20 protein-coding genes, 1 pseudogene and 1 riboswitch are annotated in these 17922 nt (G+C 42.2%); of the genes and pseudogenes, 20 read left to right on the top strand and 1 reads right to left on the bottom strand.

What is annotated here, in order from left to right:
- Positions 1 to 54 precede the first annotated feature (54 nt).
- The 13 genes and pseudogenes from AC1WMD_RS01540 to AC1WMD_RS01600 all read left to right on the top strand — a co-directional run bounded on the left by AC1WMD_RS01540 (position 55) and on the right by AC1WMD_RS01600 (position 11255).
- Complete coding sequence (locus tag AC1WMD_RS01540; RefSeq protein WP_494255829.1) at positions 55 to 966, top strand: ABC transporter ATP-binding protein; 912 nt, start codon at positions 55 to 57, stop codon at positions 964 to 966.
- Positions 959 to 1891: an ABC transporter permease gene (locus AC1WMD_RS01545; protein ID WP_494255830.1), complete on the top strand. Its 933-nt coding sequence runs from the start codon at positions 959 to 961 to the stop codon at positions 1889 to 1891. The genes AC1WMD_RS01540 and AC1WMD_RS01545 overlap by 8 nt, the downstream gene beginning before the upstream one ends.
- Positions 1892 to 1991: 100 nt before the next feature.
- Positions 1992 to 2371, top strand: a pseudogene (locus tag AC1WMD_RS01550) (IS1595 family transposase); the annotation flags it as partial.
- A gap of 270 nt (positions 2372 to 2641) precedes the next feature.
- A complete protein-coding gene (locus tag AC1WMD_RS01555; protein WP_494255831.1) occupies positions 2642 to 3199 on the top strand; it encodes a hypothetical protein in 558 nt (185 codons plus the stop codon).
- A 7-nt stretch (positions 3200 to 3206) separates the two neighbouring features.
- The gene (locus AC1WMD_RS01560) at positions 3207 to 3686 is read left to right on the top strand and encodes a hypothetical protein (protein WP_494255832.1); all 480 of its coding nucleotides are present in this window, start codon (positions 3207 to 3209) and stop codon (positions 3684 to 3686) included.
- Positions 3679 to 4281, top strand: a complete 603-nt coding sequence (locus AC1WMD_RS01565) for a hypothetical protein (protein WP_494255833.1) — start codon at positions 3679 to 3681, stop codon at positions 4279 to 4281. The genes AC1WMD_RS01560 and AC1WMD_RS01565 overlap by 8 nt, the downstream gene beginning before the upstream one ends.
- Before the next feature lie 454 nt (positions 4282 to 4735).
- Complete coding sequence (locus AC1WMD_RS01570) at positions 4736 to 5188, top strand: NUDIX hydrolase (RefSeq protein ID WP_494255834.1); 453 nt, start codon at positions 4736 to 4738, stop codon at positions 5186 to 5188.
- Positions 5189 to 5566: 378 nt separating this feature from the next.
- A complete protein-coding gene (locus AC1WMD_RS01575; protein WP_043903844.1) occupies positions 5567 to 6016 on the top strand; it encodes an OsmC family protein in 450 nt (149 codons plus the stop codon).
- 28 nt (positions 6017 to 6044) lie between these two features.
- Positions 6045 to 6959, top strand: a complete 915-nt coding sequence (gene murB / locus AC1WMD_RS01580; RefSeq protein ID WP_043903845.1) for a UDP-N-acetylmuramate dehydrogenase — start codon at positions 6045 to 6047, stop codon at positions 6957 to 6959.
- 206 nt (positions 6960 to 7165) lie between these two features.
- A complete protein-coding gene (locus AC1WMD_RS01585; protein WP_494255835.1) occupies positions 7166 to 8104 on the top strand; it encodes a diacylglycerol/lipid kinase family protein in 939 nt (312 codons plus the stop codon).
- Positions 8105 to 8179: 75 nt separating this feature from the next.
- Positions 8180 to 8812, top strand: a complete 633-nt coding sequence (locus tag AC1WMD_RS01590; protein ID WP_494255836.1) for a VC0807 family protein — start codon at positions 8180 to 8182, stop codon at positions 8810 to 8812.
- Positions 8813 to 8930: 118 nt separating this feature from the next.
- Positions 8931 to 10235 carry an MFS transporter gene (locus AC1WMD_RS01595; protein ID WP_043903848.1) on the top strand — a complete coding sequence of 435 codons (1305 nt, stop codon included), beginning with the start codon at positions 8931 to 8933 and terminating at the stop codon, positions 10233 to 10235.
- A gap of 36 nt (positions 10236 to 10271) precedes the next feature.
- A complete protein-coding gene (locus AC1WMD_RS01600; RefSeq protein ID WP_043903849.1) occupies positions 10272 to 11255 on the top strand; it encodes an ornithine cyclodeaminase family protein in 984 nt (327 codons plus the stop codon).
- A gap of 173 nt (positions 11256 to 11428) precedes the next feature.
- On the opposite strand, the gene AC1WMD_RS01605 is transcribed toward AC1WMD_RS01600, so the two are convergent.
- Positions 11429 to 12511 carry a DUF5667 domain-containing protein gene (locus AC1WMD_RS01605; protein ID WP_494255837.1) on the bottom strand — a complete coding sequence of 361 codons (1083 nt, stop codon included), beginning with the start codon at positions 12509 to 12511 and terminating at the stop codon, positions 11429 to 11431.
- A 351-nt stretch (positions 12512 to 12862) separates the two neighbouring features.
- Positions 12863 to 12923, top strand: a riboswitch (Fluoride riboswitch).
- A gap of 56 nt (positions 12924 to 12979) precedes the next feature.
- Here AC1WMD_RS01605 and crcB (AC1WMD_RS01610) point away from each other — a divergent pair.
- From crcB (AC1WMD_RS01610) to menC, 7 genes are all read left to right on the top strand, one after another.
- A complete protein-coding gene (crcB, locus tag AC1WMD_RS01610; protein ID WP_043903850.1) occupies positions 12980 to 13378 on the top strand; it encodes a fluoride efflux transporter CrcB in 399 nt (132 codons plus the stop codon).
- An 11-nt stretch (positions 13379 to 13389) separates the two neighbouring features.
- Complete coding sequence (gene crcB, locus AC1WMD_RS01615; RefSeq protein ID WP_043903851.1) at positions 13390 to 13749, top strand: fluoride efflux transporter CrcB; 360 nt, start codon at positions 13390 to 13392, stop codon at positions 13747 to 13749.
- A 76-nt stretch (positions 13750 to 13825) separates the two neighbouring features.
- A complete protein-coding gene (locus AC1WMD_RS01620) occupies positions 13826 to 14578 on the top strand; it encodes a threonine/serine exporter family protein (RefSeq protein WP_494255838.1) in 753 nt (250 codons plus the stop codon).
- 15 nt (positions 14579 to 14593) lie between these two features.
- Positions 14594 to 15022, top strand: coding sequence for a threonine/serine exporter family protein (locus AC1WMD_RS01625; RefSeq protein ID WP_043903853.1), 429 nt, complete (start codon positions 14594 to 14596; stop codon positions 15020 to 15022).
- Positions 15023 to 15208: 186 nt separating this feature from the next.
- Positions 15209 to 16378, top strand: a complete 1170-nt coding sequence (locus AC1WMD_RS01630; protein WP_043903854.1) for a M20 peptidase aminoacylase family protein — start codon at positions 15209 to 15211, stop codon at positions 16376 to 16378.
- Positions 16353 to 16601, top strand: a complete 249-nt coding sequence (locus AC1WMD_RS01635) for a hypothetical protein (protein WP_494255839.1) — start codon at positions 16353 to 16355, stop codon at positions 16599 to 16601. Before AC1WMD_RS01630 ends, AC1WMD_RS01635 begins: the two co-directional genes overlap by 26 nt.
- Positions 16602 to 16751: 150 nt before the next feature.
- Positions 16752 to 17867, top strand: a complete 1116-nt coding sequence (menC, locus tag AC1WMD_RS01640) for an o-succinylbenzoate synthase (protein ID WP_043903856.1) — start codon at positions 16752 to 16754, stop codon at positions 17865 to 17867.
- Positions 17868 to 17922: the final 55 nt, after the last annotated feature.

The raw sequence follows: 17922 nt of genomic DNA on the forward strand, positions 1-17922 counted from the left end.
AAAATCTTCAGATCACCAAGTTACGTTAAAAAGAAAAGGTGTGAATAAAATAAGATGGAACATGTATTAGAAGTACAAAGCGTTACGAAAAAAATAGATAACAAAACTATTGTAGATTCTCTTTCCTTTCATATAAGGCGGGGAGAAATATTAGGATTATTAGGTCCGAACGGTGCAGGAAAAACGACGACAATGCGAATGATAGTTGGTTTATCGTCAATCACAGAAGGAGAAATTTTCATTGAAGGGCACAGCATAAAGACGAACTTTAAACAAGCTATTTCGAAAATCGGAGTCGTCGTCGAAACCCCATCGTTTTATCCATTTTTAAGCGGCTACGATAATTTAAAATATTATGCCCGAATGGCAAAAGGAGTAACGGTTGAACGGATTAAAGAAATTGTGGAATTGCTTGGTCTTGAACATGCAATTCATAAAAAAACAAAAACATATTCCTTAGGGATGAGACAGCGGCTAGGGATTGCCCAAGCTCTTTTACATCGACCTTCCGTTTTGATTTTGGACGAACCTACGAATGGACTTGATCCCGCGGGAATTCGTGAAATGCGGGATTATTTAAAAAACGTTGCCCGTCATGAAGGAACAGCAATATTAGTATCGAGCCATTTGCTAGCAGAGATTGAACTGATGTGCGACCGCGTCGTAATCATTCAAAATGGCAAACATATAAAAACATATGACATTACGGAAAAATCGGCACAAGAAGAAATTACATTTATTGTGGGCGACGCGGAAAAAACAGTGCAAGTTTTGAGGAAAGAGTTCGGAGAAGCACGAATTCGCGTAAAAGACCATGCATTGTTCATATCAATGAAGGAAGAAGATATTCCTTCCGTAGTCAAAGCTCTCGTTTCTAACAACATTGATTTGTATTATATTTATCGCTCCAAACAAAGTCTTGAAGATATTTTTTTAGAAGCAACTGGAGGGAATATCATTGAATAACCTGATTTATAATGAGCTGTTAAAGATAGTAAAGCAAAAGTTTTTCATCGCATCGTGCATTATATTGTTCATTCCTGTTATTATCCTTGGAAGATGGGAATATGTAGATCTGCAAAAGGAGAAGCGAGCGGGGACAGATTGGAAACAAGAGCTGATAGAGCAAAATGAAAAAATTCAGCAAGAATTGACTAAAGGAAATTTATCGGCAAAGCGGCTGCAGGATGAATTGAAGTTGAATGAATATCGTCTGAAACACAACATTCCTCCGAATGCCCATCACAGCGCCCTTGGATTTATGAACAAATGTGCGGATTTAGTGCCAGTCGTCAGTTTAATACTCATTGCTTACGCTAGTTCTATGGTTTCCAAAGAGTATCAGTGGGGAACGATGAATCTTTTAATGGTAAGACCGGCAACCCGCACGGAAATTCTGCTTTCCAAATTCGCGGTAGTTGTGGCTTTATACATGATTTTGTGCGGAATATTGGCTTTATTTTCGTTAATGGAGGGGCTAATTTTATATGGATTTCGTATAGATTCGTATCCTACATTAAAGATAGTAGATGGAAAAGTGGTTGAGCAATCTGTCGTACTGGGCATTCTAAAATCTTATTTTTATCAGTTTTTTCCTGTTTTGTTCTTTGCGACCGTTGCGTTTACGATATCTACGATTTTGCGATCAAATGGTCCCTCAATTATCATAGCAATCGTCGCTTCTTCAGTCAGCGACCCTATTGCCCAATTGTTAAGTAAATACGATTGGAGCAAATACTTAGTTTTTGCCAATACAGATTTGCGTATGTATGAAGAGGGGGCACCGTTAATAGAGGGAATGACTCTTGGTTTTTCGGTAATGATATTGCTTATTTATATCTCCTTGTTGTTATTTCTTTCTTTATTTGTGTTTAAACGCAAAGACATATGATGCAAAAGAGGCTTGATATAGGATGCATTAGATTGGATAACAAAAATAAATGAACTTAATCCGGAAGATTGGATTAGCTGTAATTGGCACTATGTATGGTATAGGTCGTGTCGTTAAATCCAAAGTAGATAAAGTTATCGGCTCGAAACTTCATAGTGATAATGTATTGGTTACAGATGCTTGATGAACCTACAAGGCGTATGCCAAAGAAAAAGGATTGGAACATTATCGAATCAAATCTGCTGATGGCACACACGTCATAAAGGCATCTATCATATCCAAAACGTCAACAGCTTCCACAGATGTACGAAACAATGGATTGACCGATTCAAAGGGGTTGCGAGTAAGTACCTTGACAATTACTTGGTTTGTTTTTGTTCGTTGATAGAAGAGGATTATGAAACTACGATGCAGAATATTAAAGATATGCTTCTATCCTCTTTTTCATTTGAAATGAATGTTTGGACTTTAATTATCTGACAACCATAAATCCAGAACAAATCGCTCATACCAAAAAATACCTTTAAGAATACAATAGGTTTCTAATGAAAGCAGATAATAAAGTGAAGGAAATAAACAGATTGGAAAAACTTTCTAAAAATATTTAGAATTAAAAAAACAATAGTAGATAAATACTCTCTGGCTTGATAAGCCTGTTGAGGGTATATAAGGCATTAAAACCCGTAATAGAATTAATTAAGCAAAATGTGATAAACTTAAATAAAATACCAACCAAGGTAGTGATGTAAAATGATAGTAAGAAATATTAAAGTGAAAATAAAACATAATTTGGATATTGATGGTAAGGAAACTATTAATCACATTATTACACCAATACAAAATTTATTTGATGATATTCTTTTAAGAAACTTTAGTTGTCTGATGAAAAGCGAAGCAAATGAATATACCGTTTTGCTAAATAAAGACTTCATTGAGTTTTCCATTAATAGGTGGGAAGATTATAATATCATTTCGACTGTTTTGAACTCTCTTCGAATCTATAATTTTCGTGAAGAACCGGGTTTTGCCCTTATTTCAGAAATAAATTTTTCCAAAGAAGAGTTTAATTATTTATTCAATTTTGTTCCAGAAGGAGTAAATACTGAGTTTATAGGGTTTAAATATAGTCTAAAATCCCGCCCTTTTTTTATCTCTCTAGTGATAAATAATGACAAAAATATAAGTTGTAGAATAGTAACTTCTATAAATTGTAAGGAAGTTGAAATGATAGAGAGAAATCTTTTAGATTTGAAGCATTTCATTGATTCAGAGATCACTTTGCAAATTAAACGATTTTTGAGAGTGTGATTTAACAATGACACCAATATTGGATTGCTTTAATAACTATGTGGAATACATTGATTCCCCAGCCTCATATACTGTATCAAATCAGGAGTTATGGTTTGAGGACTACAAACAAATATACATCGAAGAAAATGTGGGTGAATTGGCTTCTTTATTATTTAATAAGTATGAGGATGGTATAAATAATTATGTTATTGTCAAACCTACTCCTAGTATTAATGAGGACAGTGAGGTTGACAATATGCGGGATGGGGAACTAAAGTCTGATGAAGAATTGTTTAAGGAGGCTTATGACTCTGTTGCTGCTCAAGATATAAATGATTTTAATATTGAGGGGTTTATTGACTATTGTGAGAACCTTTATAAAATGAATACTAAAGAATTTTTAAGATGGTTCAAGGAAAGGGATTATGAAGGAAATGTAGATATGCAATTATGGGCGTTATATGCAAAACAACTTGGCTTAGATGGTGAGTTAGATAATGACTAAGAAACGATATATACTGACTCAACAAGATGTTCAAAACGCCAAAATTCAGGATTTACATTTGATCGGTAAAATGACCCCGGACGATTATTACCGTTCTCTACTTAGAGCCATAAATCAGTTAGGCTTGAAGATCCAGAGTTCTGAATCAACAGGTTTCCCGCTGATTATTCAAAAACAGGATGAACCTGTAATAATTGAAGAACGGCCTTTTTTAGTAATGAGAATTTGTAATCCTTTACCGGAAAATAAAAAAGAAAAGCCAAGTGGATTAATTTTTGATGACTTAAGTTATTTGCAAGTGAAAGAAGTATTATTACAAGACATTAGAAATAAACATTTATATATTTTTGAGTATAGTTACCATTATGGAATATGGGACTACAGGGATGAAGATAGGGAAATTTATTTTTTTAGATATGACAGGGATATTTTATTAAAAAACCCGCCTAAGAAAGAAATTGAACATCTCCATGTTTACTACGATAAGCCTCACTTTAGTTCAAATTTTATTAGTTTTAGTAAGATAATTGAGTTTATAAGACTTAATTGGAATTTTTCTGTAAATCGTTTTGATATTAAAGAACTTACTTCATAAAAAGGAGACTAGAAAATTAAGGTAGTCTCCTTTTTATTTCCCCTATCCAATGTTACGATGAACCGCATCAAAAAAGTATTTTTGCTCACAAATTTGGCCACATAATTTAATAAATTTCCGATTACACAAGGAAATAAGCAAAACAAGAAAATGCACACAGCCCTTGATACGAGTAGAGTTGCGGATATTTTAGGAAATTATAGAAAATTCCTAAACGAATCTTGACAGGGTGGAGATATCCCTAGTTCGAGCCCGGGGCTGATCATACCGGGAATGAGCTGACCCTAAAAATTCCTTTGGAAAGGTTATCCGCTTATTTATGTTGTATTTGGGCAACAAAAGCCTCCTAATTAAATAGCACACATGACTGAATAAAAATTTAGGGAGGTAATATTTAACGATTGGAGTGGGAACTGTGAACAAAACAATTTATGTAGATTGGGGAGGACAAAACGTGAAGCTCACATGGATTCCTTCCGATCAGTTGCCCGATTTGAGTAAAGTCACAAGTGTGCATGGATTCTGTTTTTATGAAAATAAAATTCTATTAGTTCACATAAAAGGCAGAGGGTTTAGTATTCCAGGCGGACATGTAGAACAAGGCGAATCTCCAGAGCAAGCTTTTCACCGGGAAGCCTATGAAGAAGGTTGTGTAAAAGGAAATATTAAATATTTGGGAATGATTGAAGTGAGCCATGAGGATAATCCCTTATTTGACCCTAACGGCAAGTATCCGCTCATTGGATACCAATTGTTTTATAGGATGGATATCACCCAATGTTTACCATTTTCTCGTCAAAATGAATCCACTTCACGAATATGGGTTGAACCGGAAGAAGTTCCTTACGTGATCAATGACCATGAGTTATCCTTGTTGATTTTGGATGAAGCTTTAAAGAAGGCCTAATTTCAATACTACGATCGTATGGCTGATTGATGGAAAACGGCAATTCTTCCGTCGATCAGCTTTTTCTTTTATAGCGAGCCGATGGACGTATGCATCATGCCCGGCAGTGAATACGTCATGGTATCGTTTTTATTCATTTAATCTGTATAAAAAAGAGACTGACTACATAATTATTATGGAAAAGTCGGTAGAAAAAGATTTTACTACAATAGGCAAAAGAGCTCACTGGCTGTTAAGGGGTGGGGGATTATTGTTAGATTTTATTCATTATCAAAACGAAGCGTTTATTGTACAATAAAATATGGCGTTCCGTCATAAGAACGCAGACGTGGATTGGTATGTGACGTTGGATGATTTTTCTTGGTGCGGAGGAGTGCGATGGAACAGCATCATTTTTTCTTAAAAGCGAATTGGTCTGGCGGAAGAAATGGCAGCGGCTTTATTGACGCCGGTCAGTTGAAGACGAAAGTATCCGTTCCAACGGAAATGGATGGCCCGGGAATTGGGACAAATCCGGATGAAATGTTGTTAGGCGCAGCAGCAACATGTTATTTGATTACGCTGGCGGCGATGTTAGAACGTTCTTCGATTGCGGTCGATGAGCTCACAATGGAATCAGAAGGAATTGTGGAGGTAGAGCGAGGAGTAATTACCTACAAAACGATCATCCATCGCCCTGCGATTACATTGGCTGCCGGCGCGACAGACAAAGATGTCCAAAAAGCAGCGCTCCTTGCGGAAAAAGCGGAAAAAAGCTGCATGATATCAAGAGCGATAAAAGGAAATGTCGAGATGAAATTAGAAGCGGATATACGTATTTCATCATAATGAATAGAAAAGTAAAGAGGGAAAAGCGATGTCTGCAAATGATATGATTTATCAAGAATTAGTGAAAATTTGCGGGAAAGAAAATGTATTGCGTGATGAACCGCTGAAATACCATACGTTAGTGAAAATCGGCGGAAAGGCGGATTTTCTTGTCTGGCCGACGACGTATGAACAAGTCGTTGGCGTTATTCGCCTGAAAGAAAAATATCAGCTTCCTTTCACATTGCTTGGAAACGGATCGAATGTGATCGTCCGCGACGGCGGCATTCGCGGCATTGTCATGCAATTAAAACATCTTGCGGAAATAAAGGTGGAAGGGGAAAAAATTATTGCGCAAAGCGGCGCCGACATTAAAGCTGTTTCCCGATTCGCCTTGGAACATAGCTTGACAGGACTCGAATTTGCCTGCGGCATCCCTGGCTCTGTCGGCGGCGCGATTATGATGAACGCGGGCGCCTACGGCGGGGAAGTAAAAGACGTGCTGGACCATGTGAAGGTTGTCACGCAAAAAGGCGAGCTAAAAACGATGTATAAAGATGATTTGCAATTAGGCTACCGCACGAGCATTATCAGCAAGACGCGCGACATTGTGCTCGAAGTCGTGTTTCAGCTCGAAAAAGGCGATCGGCAAAAAATCAAAGCAAAAATGGACGATTTAACGTTCCAGCGTGAATCGAAGCAGCCGCTCGAGTACCCATCGGTCGGCAGCGTATTTAAACGCCCGCCTGGATATTTTGCCGGCAAACTCATTCAAGACAGCGGCCTGCAAGGAAAAGGAGTCGGCGGCGCAGAAGTGTCGACAAAACATGCCGGGTTTATCATTAATAAAAATAATGCGACTGCCGCCGATTATATCGCGACGATCGAAATGGTGCGCAAGACGGTGAAAGAGAAGTTTGGCGTCGAACTGGAATTAGAAGTAAAGATCATCGGGGAAGATTGATGAAAGGAAGAGAAATCCGAACTCAAACGGGGAGTTCGGATTTTTTCTTTTATGAAAGAAAAATCGGGTTAAGATTTGTCGGACATTGCTTCATACAAAACAAAGAAATAATGTACAATAATGTTAATCTATGTATATACGCATGCAATTAACCAAAAACCATCGGAAATCAATTAATAGATTTTTAGCGGAGAAGAGGGGGAAGAATGAAACTTTATTTTATTGTCAATCCAGCGGCGAAAAACGGGCGGTGCAAAAAGGTATGGAAAAGATTAGAGAAAGTTCTTCACGAAAAACATATTTCGTATCAAGTATTTTTTACCGCGAGGCAAGGTGATGGAAAAAGGATCGCCAGGAAAATCATGGAGAGTACGAGTGAAACTACCGCCATTATTGCCGTCGGCGGCGACGGCACGGTCCATGAGGTCGCAAACGGTGTCTTTCCATTTAAGCATGGTATTGTCGGCTATATACCAGCCGGCACGGGCAATGACTTTTCGCGCGACATCCACATTCCGAATCATCCCCGAAAAGCGCTGGAGCATATTCTCTTATTGCTGAAAAACCATTGTTTTTCTGCCTATGATATCGGCCAATTTGCAGGCCCACATGTACGAGAAGGGCTGTTTGTGAACAATTTAGGCTGCGGCTTTGACGCGCAAATTGCGCGAAAAGCGAACAGCTCTAAACTAAAGTCGCTGTTCAACCGCCTTGCTCTTGGTAAATTCGTCTATGTGTTTTATTTAATGAAAGAATTAATGTTCTATCAGCCGGCCAAAGTAGTTTTACAGATTGATGGAGAGAAGCATTTATTTGAGCGGACCTGGCTTGTCACGATATCAAACCATCCTTATTATGGGGGAGGAATGAAAATAGCGCCGTACGCAAAATCGGACGATGGTCTGTTCCAGATCATTGTCGTGGACAACATATCACGGTTAAAAATATTGCTGTTATTTGTGACGGTTTTTTGGGGCGGGCATACAAAAATGAAGGAAGTGAAAGTGCTTACTGGGAAACAGATTCACATACATACCAGTTCTCCTCTTCCTTTGCATGCCGATGGGGAAAATATCGGCTCGGGGAGCGTATCGGTTTGTGTGCAAGCGAATGCGCTGTCTGTTATTCGTGAAAAGGCAAACTAGTCAAGTATTTTGCAGGAATTACATGGATGGGAAGCGAAATAGAGAGCAGGAAAATGCAAGATAGGTGGAAAGCAAATGTCTAAGCAAGTGGTGCTGCTTGATGTAGTATGCTATATCATTTTTCCATTAGTTGTTTGGCATGCGGCGCGCGGACATATCGGCGACTATTATGCGATGCTCATTTCCGCCGTTCCCGGCATGGTGTACACCGTATACCGCTTTCTTTCCATTAGAAAAATCAACTTTTTTGGCATATTTATGATCGCTAATTTAGTCATTGAAACGCTGTTAGACGTGCTGGCCGGCTCTGCGCTGCAAATGTTATGGAACGAAGTATATTATTCGGTGGCATTGGCGATTTTGTTTCTGGCGACGATGGCGGCAAATAAGCCAATCATCCTTTATATCTCGCTGGACTTTGTGGAGATGCAGGGAGCAAATCGTCAAGTGATGAAACAGCGGTTTTTTCAAAAAGACGTCTTATCTTTGTTTCAATGGATAACATTGGCCTTTGCATTGCGTGATTTGCTTCTTGCTGGCATCAAAGCTTGGTTGATCGCACATTATGGCGTCGAAGCGTTTGATAAAGCAAGAATTCTTAGGCAAGTAATCAGTTGGGGAATATACGTGCTTTGCTTCATCGGATTTGTCCGTATTTCGAAGCTTATCAATGCCGGGCAGCAAGAACAGACCAGCATTCACCAATGAACAAAAAGGCATGGTCGCGGGATGAAAATAGAACTAAGCAAATTTTGCATAAATAATTCTGAATATTAGAAATAAAATATTATTGTTAAGGGACAACAAAGAATAGGGGGGAATACCGGTGGATAAGGGAGTATCACGTCGTGTGCTAGTGGCAAGTCTTGTCGGGAGTTCGATCGAATGGTTTGACTATTTCCTGTATGGAACGGTAGCCGCGCTTGTCTTTAATCAATTGTTTTTCCCAAGCGAAAATCCAACAGTAGGGCTGCTTTTATCCTATGCATCATTTGCGCTTTCCTTCTTTATTCGCCCACTAGGCGGCGTTATTTTCAGTCATATCGGCGATAAAATTGGGCGGAAAAAGACATTGATTTTTACGCTAAGCTTAATGGGACTTGCGACTGCAGGGATGGGGCTTCTTCCGACGTACGAAACAATAGGGGTATGGGCGCCGATTTTGTTAATTTTGCTTCGCCTAATTCAAGGGCTCGGCCTTGGCGGCGAATGGGGCGGCGCGCTGTTGCTTGCCGTAGAGTACGCTCCGAAAGAAAGACGCGGATTTTTCGGCAGCATTCCGCAAATGGGTGTGACGATTGGCCTGTTGCTAGGAACATTCGTTATGTCATTAATGACGCTAATGCCCGATGATGCCTTTATGACATGGGGCTGGCGGATTCCGTTTTTGTTAAGCACGTTCCTTGTCTTTTTTGGGTTATGGATTCGCAAAGGGATTGATGAGACACCGTCATTTAAGAAGATTCAAGAAAAAGGAGAAATTGCGAAAGTTCCGTTATTAGAGACGCTGAAGACACAGTGGAAAGAAGTGTTGATCGCGGTGGGCGGAAAAGTGGTCGAGACCGCTCCGTTCTATATTTTTGGAACGTTCATTGTTTCTTACGCGACAACATATTTAGGATTTTCAAAAACAGCGGCATTAAACGCGGTAACGATTGCGACCGTTTTTACGACAATTTTAATTCCAATTATGGGCAGCTGGTCCGATAAGGTCGGGCGCAAACCGCTTTATATTGGGGGAACCGTGTTGATGATCTTGTATGCGTTCCCGTATTTCTGGATGCTGCAGCAAGGCTCGGTTACGCTGATGATTATCGCGACGGTGATCGGGCTCGGCATCATTTGGGCGCCGATTACGGCCGTGTTAGGGACGATGTTTTCGGAAATATTTAAATCCAATGTGCGCTATACGGGCATTTCGCTCGGATACCAAATCGGGGCGGCGGTTGCTGGCGGAACGGCTCCGCTTATTGCGACCGCATTGCTAGCGGCGTATGACAATTCGTATGTACCTGTGGCCCTGTATATTATTTTCGCTTCGCTTATTTCGCTGATTGCCGTTTGGTCGGTTCGCGACCGGAAAAACGAAGCGCTGGACCACGACGTAACCAATAAAAGCGGAATCGCCTAGGCGGTTCCGTTTTTTCCTAACAGGGGGGAAGGGGCAATGATTGTTTTATCGGAAAGAGAAATCCAATCCGTCTATACGATAGAAGATGCCATTCGCGACGTGGAGGCGATATTGCGTGAGGAGCGCAGCGGAAAGCTGCAAAACCCGGAACGCACCGTGCTGAATTTCCCTGAGCGAGATGCCTCGGTTCTTTATATGCCATGCGCCGCATCATCGATGGCAGCAGTGAAAGTCGTCAGCATTTTTCCGCATAATCTGAAACATGGGAAGCCGACCACCCAAGGGGTGATCGTGGTAACAAATACGGAGACGGGCGAGCATGCGGCGCTGCTGAACGCCACGTACTTAACGAGGCTGCGGACGGGGGCGGTGTGCGCGATTGCCGCGAAATATTTAGCGCGGCGGGATGCTTCGCGGCTGGCGGTAATTGGAACGGGAGCGATGGCGAGGGAGCAGGTAGCGGGAATGCTTGCAGTAAGGCCGATTACGAAAATGTTTCTTTATAACCGAACGAAAGAAAAAGCGGAGCAATTTGCGGCATATATTCGGGAAGCGTATCCCGAGTGGCAAGGTACGATCCACGTGATGGATAATGCAGATGAGGCGGTACGTCAAGCGCATATCGTTATTTGCAGCACGCGCTCGACAACTCCAGTTTTTTCAGGAACGGCATTGCAGCCGGGGACGCATATTAATGCCATTGGCTCCTATCTTCCGCATATGCAGGAATTAGATGTAGAAACGATTTTGAAGGCGGATCGCATCGTGGTTGATACAAAGTCAGGAGTCAAACACGAAGCGGGCGAGCTTATTCAAGCAGCAAACACTGGAACATGGTCGTTTGAACAAATCGACGCTGAAGTCGGTGAATTGGTAACAGGCGAAAAAAGCGGAAGGCAACATGAGAAAGAGATCACGTTATTCAAATGTGTCGGTGTCGCTTCATTGGATCTTGCCGCCGCAATGGGAGTATATAAAAAAGCGGTAGAGAACGGAAAAGGAACGGCAATTTCGTTATAAAAAGAAAGGAAAGGTCTTTATCAAGAACTAAAATCTAAAAAGGTAAGCACATATTAGTCATGTTATGTGCCTATAGTTTATAAACCTCTGCGTAAGCAACACCATCAATGAAAAAGAGGATATATGCTCTTATATTGAACATAGTATCCTCTAATCATTATAGTATATTTAAATTACTTCCCGCTTTTTTCCTTTTTATCTTGTTTGTCTTCAGAAGCCTTGGCAGCATGATTGGCTGCTTTTTCTTCTTTTGTTTTTGTTACCCCAATTTGTAATTTTGCAGATAGTTGTTTTTCAACGTTATGGCGTGGCTGTTCTGTTACATGTTTAGCGGATGGTGCATGTTTTGCCGTTTTAGCTTTTGCCGTTGGCTGTTTTTGTTTGTTTGCTTGCGTTGTGGCGGTTGTTTTGCTTGTCACGCTTGCTTGTGCCGCATGAGGTTTTACCGCCGGCAGTTTTGCTGCTGTTTGATTTGTATTCGTTGTATCTGCTGTCGGTTGTTTGGCTGTATCAGTTGATTTGTCTGTCGTTTCTGTATCATTTGTTTGTTGCTCATTCATGTTTGTTGTTTTATTGTTGTCTGTTGTTTCGTCAGTTGGTTGTTGATTAACGTCAGTCGTTTCTTCAGATTGTTGTTTTTTCTCCCATTTTTCTAAACGTTTTTCCATTTTCGCTTCCAGTTTTTCTTTTGCCTTTTCAATGTTGCGGGCCAGCACTTCTTTTGCGTGAGGATTTTTGACTTTTTCTAGCGCTGCTTGTAAGGCAAGGATATTTTTCGAGAATTTTTCTTCCAGCTGCTTGCGCAACTCATCCGTGTTGATTGCTGTTTCGTCATCTTTTTGTTCCGTATCTTTTTGTTCTTCTTTTTGGCTTTCTTCATATGTTTTGAATGCTTCTTCTTGCTGCTGCAATGCTTTTTCTAAAACTTCTTTCGCCGCTTGTGTTTCGCCTTTTTCTAAAAGTGTTTTTGCTTCAGCGATGCGGTTTTCGGTAAAATCCGCAAGTAGCTTCGCTTTTTCGACATCATTGAAAGTGAGGGCCAACTCAATTTTTTCCATCATCGTTTTGACGAAGTAGAAAAAGTCGCCAGGTAAAAGTGATGGAGCTTTTGTGTTGGCATCAACTTGATTCGCGGTGTTTGTCTGCACTGTGGTGTCCGTGCTAGCGAATGTAGGAGAGCCGCTGAAGGAAAAAGCAACGATGGCAGCCAGCGCACCACTAGATAGGACGCGATAAATCGATTTTCGTTTGTTCATATGTACCCCTCCTGAAATATGTTCATTATTTGGTTTCGCTATATGTTTCGTAAAGAAATCCACTTTTTTTGTCTAAAAAGGAGAAAAACAAAAAGAATCGTTCCAGAGACATAGAAAGATGGAAAAGAAAGGAGAGTAACCATGTCATCGGTTCGGTGATGAACGGGGAAGGATGATGACAAAAGTTTGTGTTTTTTGTAATAAATTGTAATAAACGTTTCCATACGTGATCAGTGCAGAAGAATAAGAACGAAAAAACAGATGGCTGATAAAAACTAATTATTTAGAACAATCAAGGAAGAAACTATGCAAAATTGGCAATGAGATATCTTTTTGTTATAATAACGGACAGAGTGAATAGGCGATGGAGTTCGCCATAACTGCCGTTCGGGCTGATGACTCCTACCAATAAATCATTATTGGTAGGGGTTTGTTTTTTGATAAATTTAAGAACAAGGAGGAGGCTCAGTGGTTTATATTGTTGTCGGTCTCGCTGGAATTGTCGGCGCGCTGCTACGCTATTATTTAGGGTTGTTTGTGGGCGGCTGGTGGAACGGATTGTTTCCTTTGGCGACATGGCTGGCCAATATGATCGGCTGTTTTGCGTTAGGCTGGCTGACTACCTATTTGCCGCGGCTGCGCAATCTCCCTCCTTATGTGGTAACAGGACTGGGAACGGGACTAGTAGGATCATTTACGACTTTTTCTACGTTCAGCGTCGAGACTGTTCAGTTGCTGCGCACGTCCCATTGGACAATGGCGTTGTTTTATGTATTCCTCAGCCTATGCGGAGGATTGGCAATGTCATGGCTGGGATTTCGGTTTGGAGAAGGCGGCTTGCGTACCCGGAAAGAAACGGCGGAGTAGGGGGGAGCCTTATGTTATGGAATAGCGTACTTGTAGCAGTCGGCGGGTTTTTCGGCGCAATCGCGCGCTTTGGCGTCAGCAATTGGATCAAACGTAAATACCCTTCTTCCTTTCCGCTCGCTACATTATTGGTCAATTTAGTCGGCTCTTTTTTGCTTGGATATATTATTGGAAAAGGATGGGACGCTTCCTGGAACCTTCTTTTTGGAACAGGGTTTATGGGGGCGTTTACGACTTTTTCAACGTTTAAGCTTGAGAACATTACTTTATATAGGAACAAGCAATGGCAACTGCTCATTCTCTATCTTGTGGCCAGCTATATGCTTGGCATATTGCTCGCATTTCTTGGTATGAAAGCGGCGGGGATGTAAAAGAAGGAAACACTGTTGTGTAACGATCTATTTTTTTGTAATATCTCAAAGTAAAGTATAGATGGAGAGGTGAAACATGCCAACTTATTCAGACCGAACGAATGAGATTGTCGAAGTTTGTCTGCTCGCAGGGAAAATTATGCTCGAAAGCGGTGGGGAAACGTATCGCGTGGAAGATACGATGACGCGTATCGCCGCTTCCTTTGGCATTCCCCGTTCGCATAGCTATGTGACGCCGACAGGGATTATTTTTTCGATTGATAAAAAGAATTCGACACAGTTTATCCGCATTTCCGAGCGCTCGACTGATTTGCAGAAAGTAGCGCTGGTGAACAGCATTTCCCGCAAGATTAGCAATGGGGAGCTGTCGCTTGAGGAGGCGTACGAACAGTTAAAAGAAGTGGAAGCGCAGAAATTCACCTACCCTCTTTGGCAGCAAGTGGTCGCGGCAGCGATCGCGAGCGGTTGTTTTGCCGTTATGCTTGGCGGATGGAATAATTTTCTTCCTTCGCTTCTTTCCGGAGGGGCGGGGTTTTATTGCTTTGAAATGATTCATCGTCTTGTGAAAATCCGCTTTTTCGCCGAGTTTTTCGCTTCATTTGTTGCTGGCGGGTTGGCGCTGCTAATGCTGATGGCGGGGTTAGGAACGGATTTAGGAAAAATGATGATCGGGTCGGTGATGCCGTTAGTACCGGGATTAGCGATTACTAACGCGGTGCGGGATTTAATGGCAGGACATCTTATTGCCGGGCTATCCCGGGGAGCAGAGGCGTTTTTGACGGCGTTTGCCATCGGTACGGGCATTGCGCTTATTTTATCGATTCGTTAATAAGGGGAAGTGTGAATGATTGTTCAGCAATTATTGCTCAGTTTTATTGCTTCGGCTTTATTTGGGGTGATTTTTAACATTCCAAAAAAATTATTAATCAATAGCGGGTTTGTCGGAATGGTCGGCTGGATGGTCTATATTTTGTTTGCCGAACAGCATGTAAACCATGTGATGGCGACGTTTATTGCCGCTTTTTTCGTGGCGATGCTCAGCAATTTGTTTGCGCGGCTTTATAAGACGCCGGCCACCATTTTCAGCGTTTCCGGGATCATTCCGCTCGTGCCGGGGGGAACGGCGTTTGAAGCGATGCGCCATGTCGTTCTCAATGACTATAATACGGCGATATCGCTTGCGGCCAAAGCGTTTATGATTTCCGGAGCGATTGCGATGGGATTGATTTTTTCCGAAGTCGTCAATCAGCTGATCAAACGATGGCGGGCATGATGCGTCCTAAACTTCGAATCGCGAAGTTTAGGACTTTTTGTTGTAATTACCAGTAGTTTTTCTCGTTTAATCAATATGCCTAAGGTTGCAACATTTTTTTTGAATATTATAATAATGTGTAATAACTTTTTTGAAACGCTCCAATGTTTCGAAAAGTTGACTATGATATCAGCGGGGGAGAGCAGAATGAGGAACATCATCAACGAGATGGGGGAAGAGATATTAGAAATTTTCGACTATCTCCATCGTCATCCGGAAATTAGCTGGGAAGAGTGGAAAACGACACAGTTTATGAAGCAACAGCTGCTGCAGGAAGGGTATCGCGTCCAAACGTTTGCCGATTGTCCTGGTGTGGTTGGGGAAATCGGAAGTGGACCGTTGACGGTTGGACTGCGTAGCGATATGGATGCCCTTTGGCAGGAAGTAAACGGCGTATGGAAGGGGAATCATGCGTGCGGACATGATGCTCATATGACAATGGTGCTGGGGGTAGCAAAGCTGTTTAACCGCATTGGCTATAAGCCGCCTGGGAAATTAAAGCTTCTTTTCCAGCCAGCAGAGGAAACAGGAGCAGGGGCGTTGAAATTTGTGGAAAAAGGCGTAGTCGACGACATTGATTTTCTGTATGGCGTCCATTTGCGACCAATTCAGGAAGTGAAAAGCGGTTATGCGGCGCCGGCCATTTTGCACGGGGCAGCGCAATGCATTGAAGGACGGATTAGAGGGGTGGCAGCGCATGCCGCAAGGCCGCATCTCGGCGTCAATGTCATTGAAGTCGGCAGCGCGATCGTACAAGAGCTAAGCAAAATTCATATTGATCCGCAAGTTCCAGCGTCCATTAAAATGACGAGGTTTCATGCCGGAGAAAAAAATGCGAATATCATACCGGATTACGCCGAGTTTGCCCTTGATTTGCGCGCGCAGACAAACGAAGCGATGGACCAGTTAGTGGAGGGATTGAATCACGTTGTGAAAGGGATTGCCGCTATTTATGATGCCGAGATTGAGCTGCGTGCTAATGCGCGCATCGTCGCCGCGAATCCTGATCCGCAGGCGCAGCAATTCATGGAACGGGCGATTATCGACACGCTAGGCGAAGACAAATGCCTGCCGCCGGTCGTGACATCAGGAGGAGAAGATTTTCATTTTTATTCCTTTAAAAAACCGACGCTAAAAACGACGATGTTAGGGCTTGGCTGCGATTTAAAACCGGGATTGCATCATCCGCAAATGACATTCCGGCGCGAGGATTTATTAGTAGGCATTGAAATATTAGCAAAAACCATTATAGAAACATTTGATCATTTCACGTTGCAAGGAGAGGCAGAAAGTGAGTATCTTGCTGCGAAAAATTGAGACGATGGAAGAACTTAATGAAATGGCGCGATTGGAAGCGGAAATATGGGGAACCTCCCCGATTCCAACCCATCAGACGGTGACGGTGGCGAAAAACGGCGGCATTATCATCGGTGCCCTTGCCGATGAAAAAATGGGATGCAGATCATTCCTCTTTTTTGTTGGTAGCGATTCCCCTTCAGTTTCAGGAGCTGAAAGAAAGAAATCATTCACTGGTACTTGATTGGCGCTACAAAACCCGTGCTGTTTTTACTCTCCTCTTTCGCGATGGATGGGCGGTGGCGCATGTCATTCGCCGCGAACGTGAACCTGTATTATATTATGTGTGTGTAAGGCGTGACCAACTGCCGTTATAAGTAGGAGGAAAATACAAATGGGAATTAATGTAAAATACGTTATACTGCGCCATTTGCAAATGGAACTGAAATCGCCGTTTACGACAAGTTTTGGGACGTTTCGAAACAAAGAGTTTATTTTAGTGGAGGCAATCGACGAGGACGGGGTGTCTGGATGGGGGGAATCGGTCGCCTTTTCGTCCCCATGGTATAATGAGGAAACGGTAAAAACGAATTGGCATATGCTGGAGGACTTTTTATTGCCGCTTTTATTTCAAGCGCCTATTTCCCATCCGCAAGAGCTCGAGCAGCGTTTTTCGCCTATTCGCAAAAATCAAATGGCGAAAGCGGCGATAGAGGGAGCGATATGGGATTTATTTGCGAAAAAGCAGCAATTGCCATTACATAAAACACTCGGCGGAACAAAAAAGTACATTGAAGTCGGAGTAAGCATCGGCATTCAGCAAAGCGTCGCTGATTTGTTGCGGGTGATTGACCGATACGTGCAAAAAGGATACCGGCGCATTAAAATCAAAATTAAGCCTGGGTGGGACGTTGATATCATTCGCGAAGTCCGTCGCCGTTTTCCGGATGTTCCGCTGATGGCAGATGCGAATTCTGCCTATTCTTTGCAGGACATCGACCGTTTAAAAGCGCTAGATGAGTTTCAGCTGATGATGATTGAACAGCCGCTTGCCGCTGATGATATTATTGATCATGCGGCATTGCAGCGGCATATCAATACCCCAATTTGCTTAGATGAAAGCATTCACTCGATGGAAGACGTCCGAAAGGCAATTCAGCTTGGCAGCTGCCAAGTGGTGAACATAAAAATTGGACGGGTCGGGGGTTTGACGGAAGCGAAACGGATTCACGATCTTTGTCAAGCAAACGGCATCCCCGTCTGGTGCGGCGGCATGCTTGAAGCGGGGGTTGGACGGGCGCATAATATTGCAATGACGACGTTAGAAAACTTTACGATGCCAGGAGATACCGCCGCTTCTTCCCACTATTGGGAAAAAGACATTATTGTTCCGGAGGTTGTTGTTCAGGATGGAATGATAACTGTTCCGGAGAAGCCTGGCATTGGATATGAAATTGACCGTCGTCAAGTGGATCGGTATACTAGCTTTGCCAAAGTATATCGTGCTTGACGATTCAAAAAGGTGGTTCGTGAACTTAAAAATAAAGCTGGATTGTTGCGTAGCA

It is taken from the genome of Parageobacillus sp. NEAU-HV-2 (assembly GCF_059115485.1).

What these genes read in the sequence shown, in the direction of transcription:
- AC1WMD_RS01585 (WP_494255835.1), top strand. Translation starts at nt 7,166, where the DNA reads ATGAAACTTTATTTTATTGTCAATCCAGCGGCGAAAAACGGGCGGTGC.
- crcB (WP_043903851.1), top strand. Translation starts at nt 13,390, where the DNA reads ATGTTATGGAATAGCGTACTTGTAGCAGTCGGCGGGTTTTTCGGCGCA.
- AC1WMD_RS01620 (WP_494255838.1), top strand. Translation starts at nt 13,826, where the DNA reads ATGCCAACTTATTCAGACCGAACGAATGAGATTGTCGAAGTTTGTCTG.
- AC1WMD_RS01555 (WP_494255831.1), top strand. Translation starts at nt 2,642, where the DNA reads ATGATAGTAAGAAATATTAAAGTGAAAATAAAACATAATTTGGATATT.
- murB (WP_043903845.1), top strand. Translation starts at nt 6,045, where the DNA reads ATGTCTGCAAATGATATGATTTATCAAGAATTAGTGAAAATTTGCGGG.
- AC1WMD_RS01600 (WP_043903849.1), top strand. Translation starts at nt 10,272, where the DNA reads ATGATTGTTTTATCGGAAAGAGAAATCCAATCCGTCTATACGATAGAA.
- AC1WMD_RS01575 (WP_043903844.1), top strand. Translation starts at nt 5,567, where the DNA reads ATGGAACAGCATCATTTTTTCTTAAAAGCGAATTGGTCTGGCGGAAGA.
- menC (WP_043903856.1), top strand. Translation starts at nt 16,752, where the DNA reads ATGGGAATTAATGTAAAATACGTTATACTGCGCCATTTGCAAATGGAA.
- AC1WMD_RS01605 (WP_494255837.1), bottom strand. Translation starts at nt 12,511, where the DNA reads ATGAACAAACGAAAATCGATTTATCGCGTCCTATCTAGTGGTGCGCTG.
- AC1WMD_RS01590 (WP_494255836.1), top strand. Translation starts at nt 8,180, where the DNA reads ATGTCTAAGCAAGTGGTGCTGCTTGATGTAGTATGCTATATCATTTTT.
- AC1WMD_RS01565 (WP_494255833.1), top strand. Translation starts at nt 3,679, where the DNA reads ATGACTAAGAAACGATATATACTGACTCAACAAGATGTTCAAAACGCC.
- AC1WMD_RS01630 (WP_043903854.1), top strand. Translation starts at nt 15,209, where the DNA reads ATGAGGAACATCATCAACGAGATGGGGGAAGAGATATTAGAAATTTTC.
- AC1WMD_RS01560 (WP_494255832.1), top strand. Translation starts at nt 3,207, where the DNA reads ATGACACCAATATTGGATTGCTTTAATAACTATGTGGAATACATTGAT.
- AC1WMD_RS01540 (WP_494255829.1), top strand. Translation starts at nt 55, where the DNA reads ATGGAACATGTATTAGAAGTACAAAGCGTTACGAAAAAAATAGATAAC.
- AC1WMD_RS01625 (WP_043903853.1), top strand. Translation starts at nt 14,594, where the DNA reads ATGATTGTTCAGCAATTATTGCTCAGTTTTATTGCTTCGGCTTTATTT.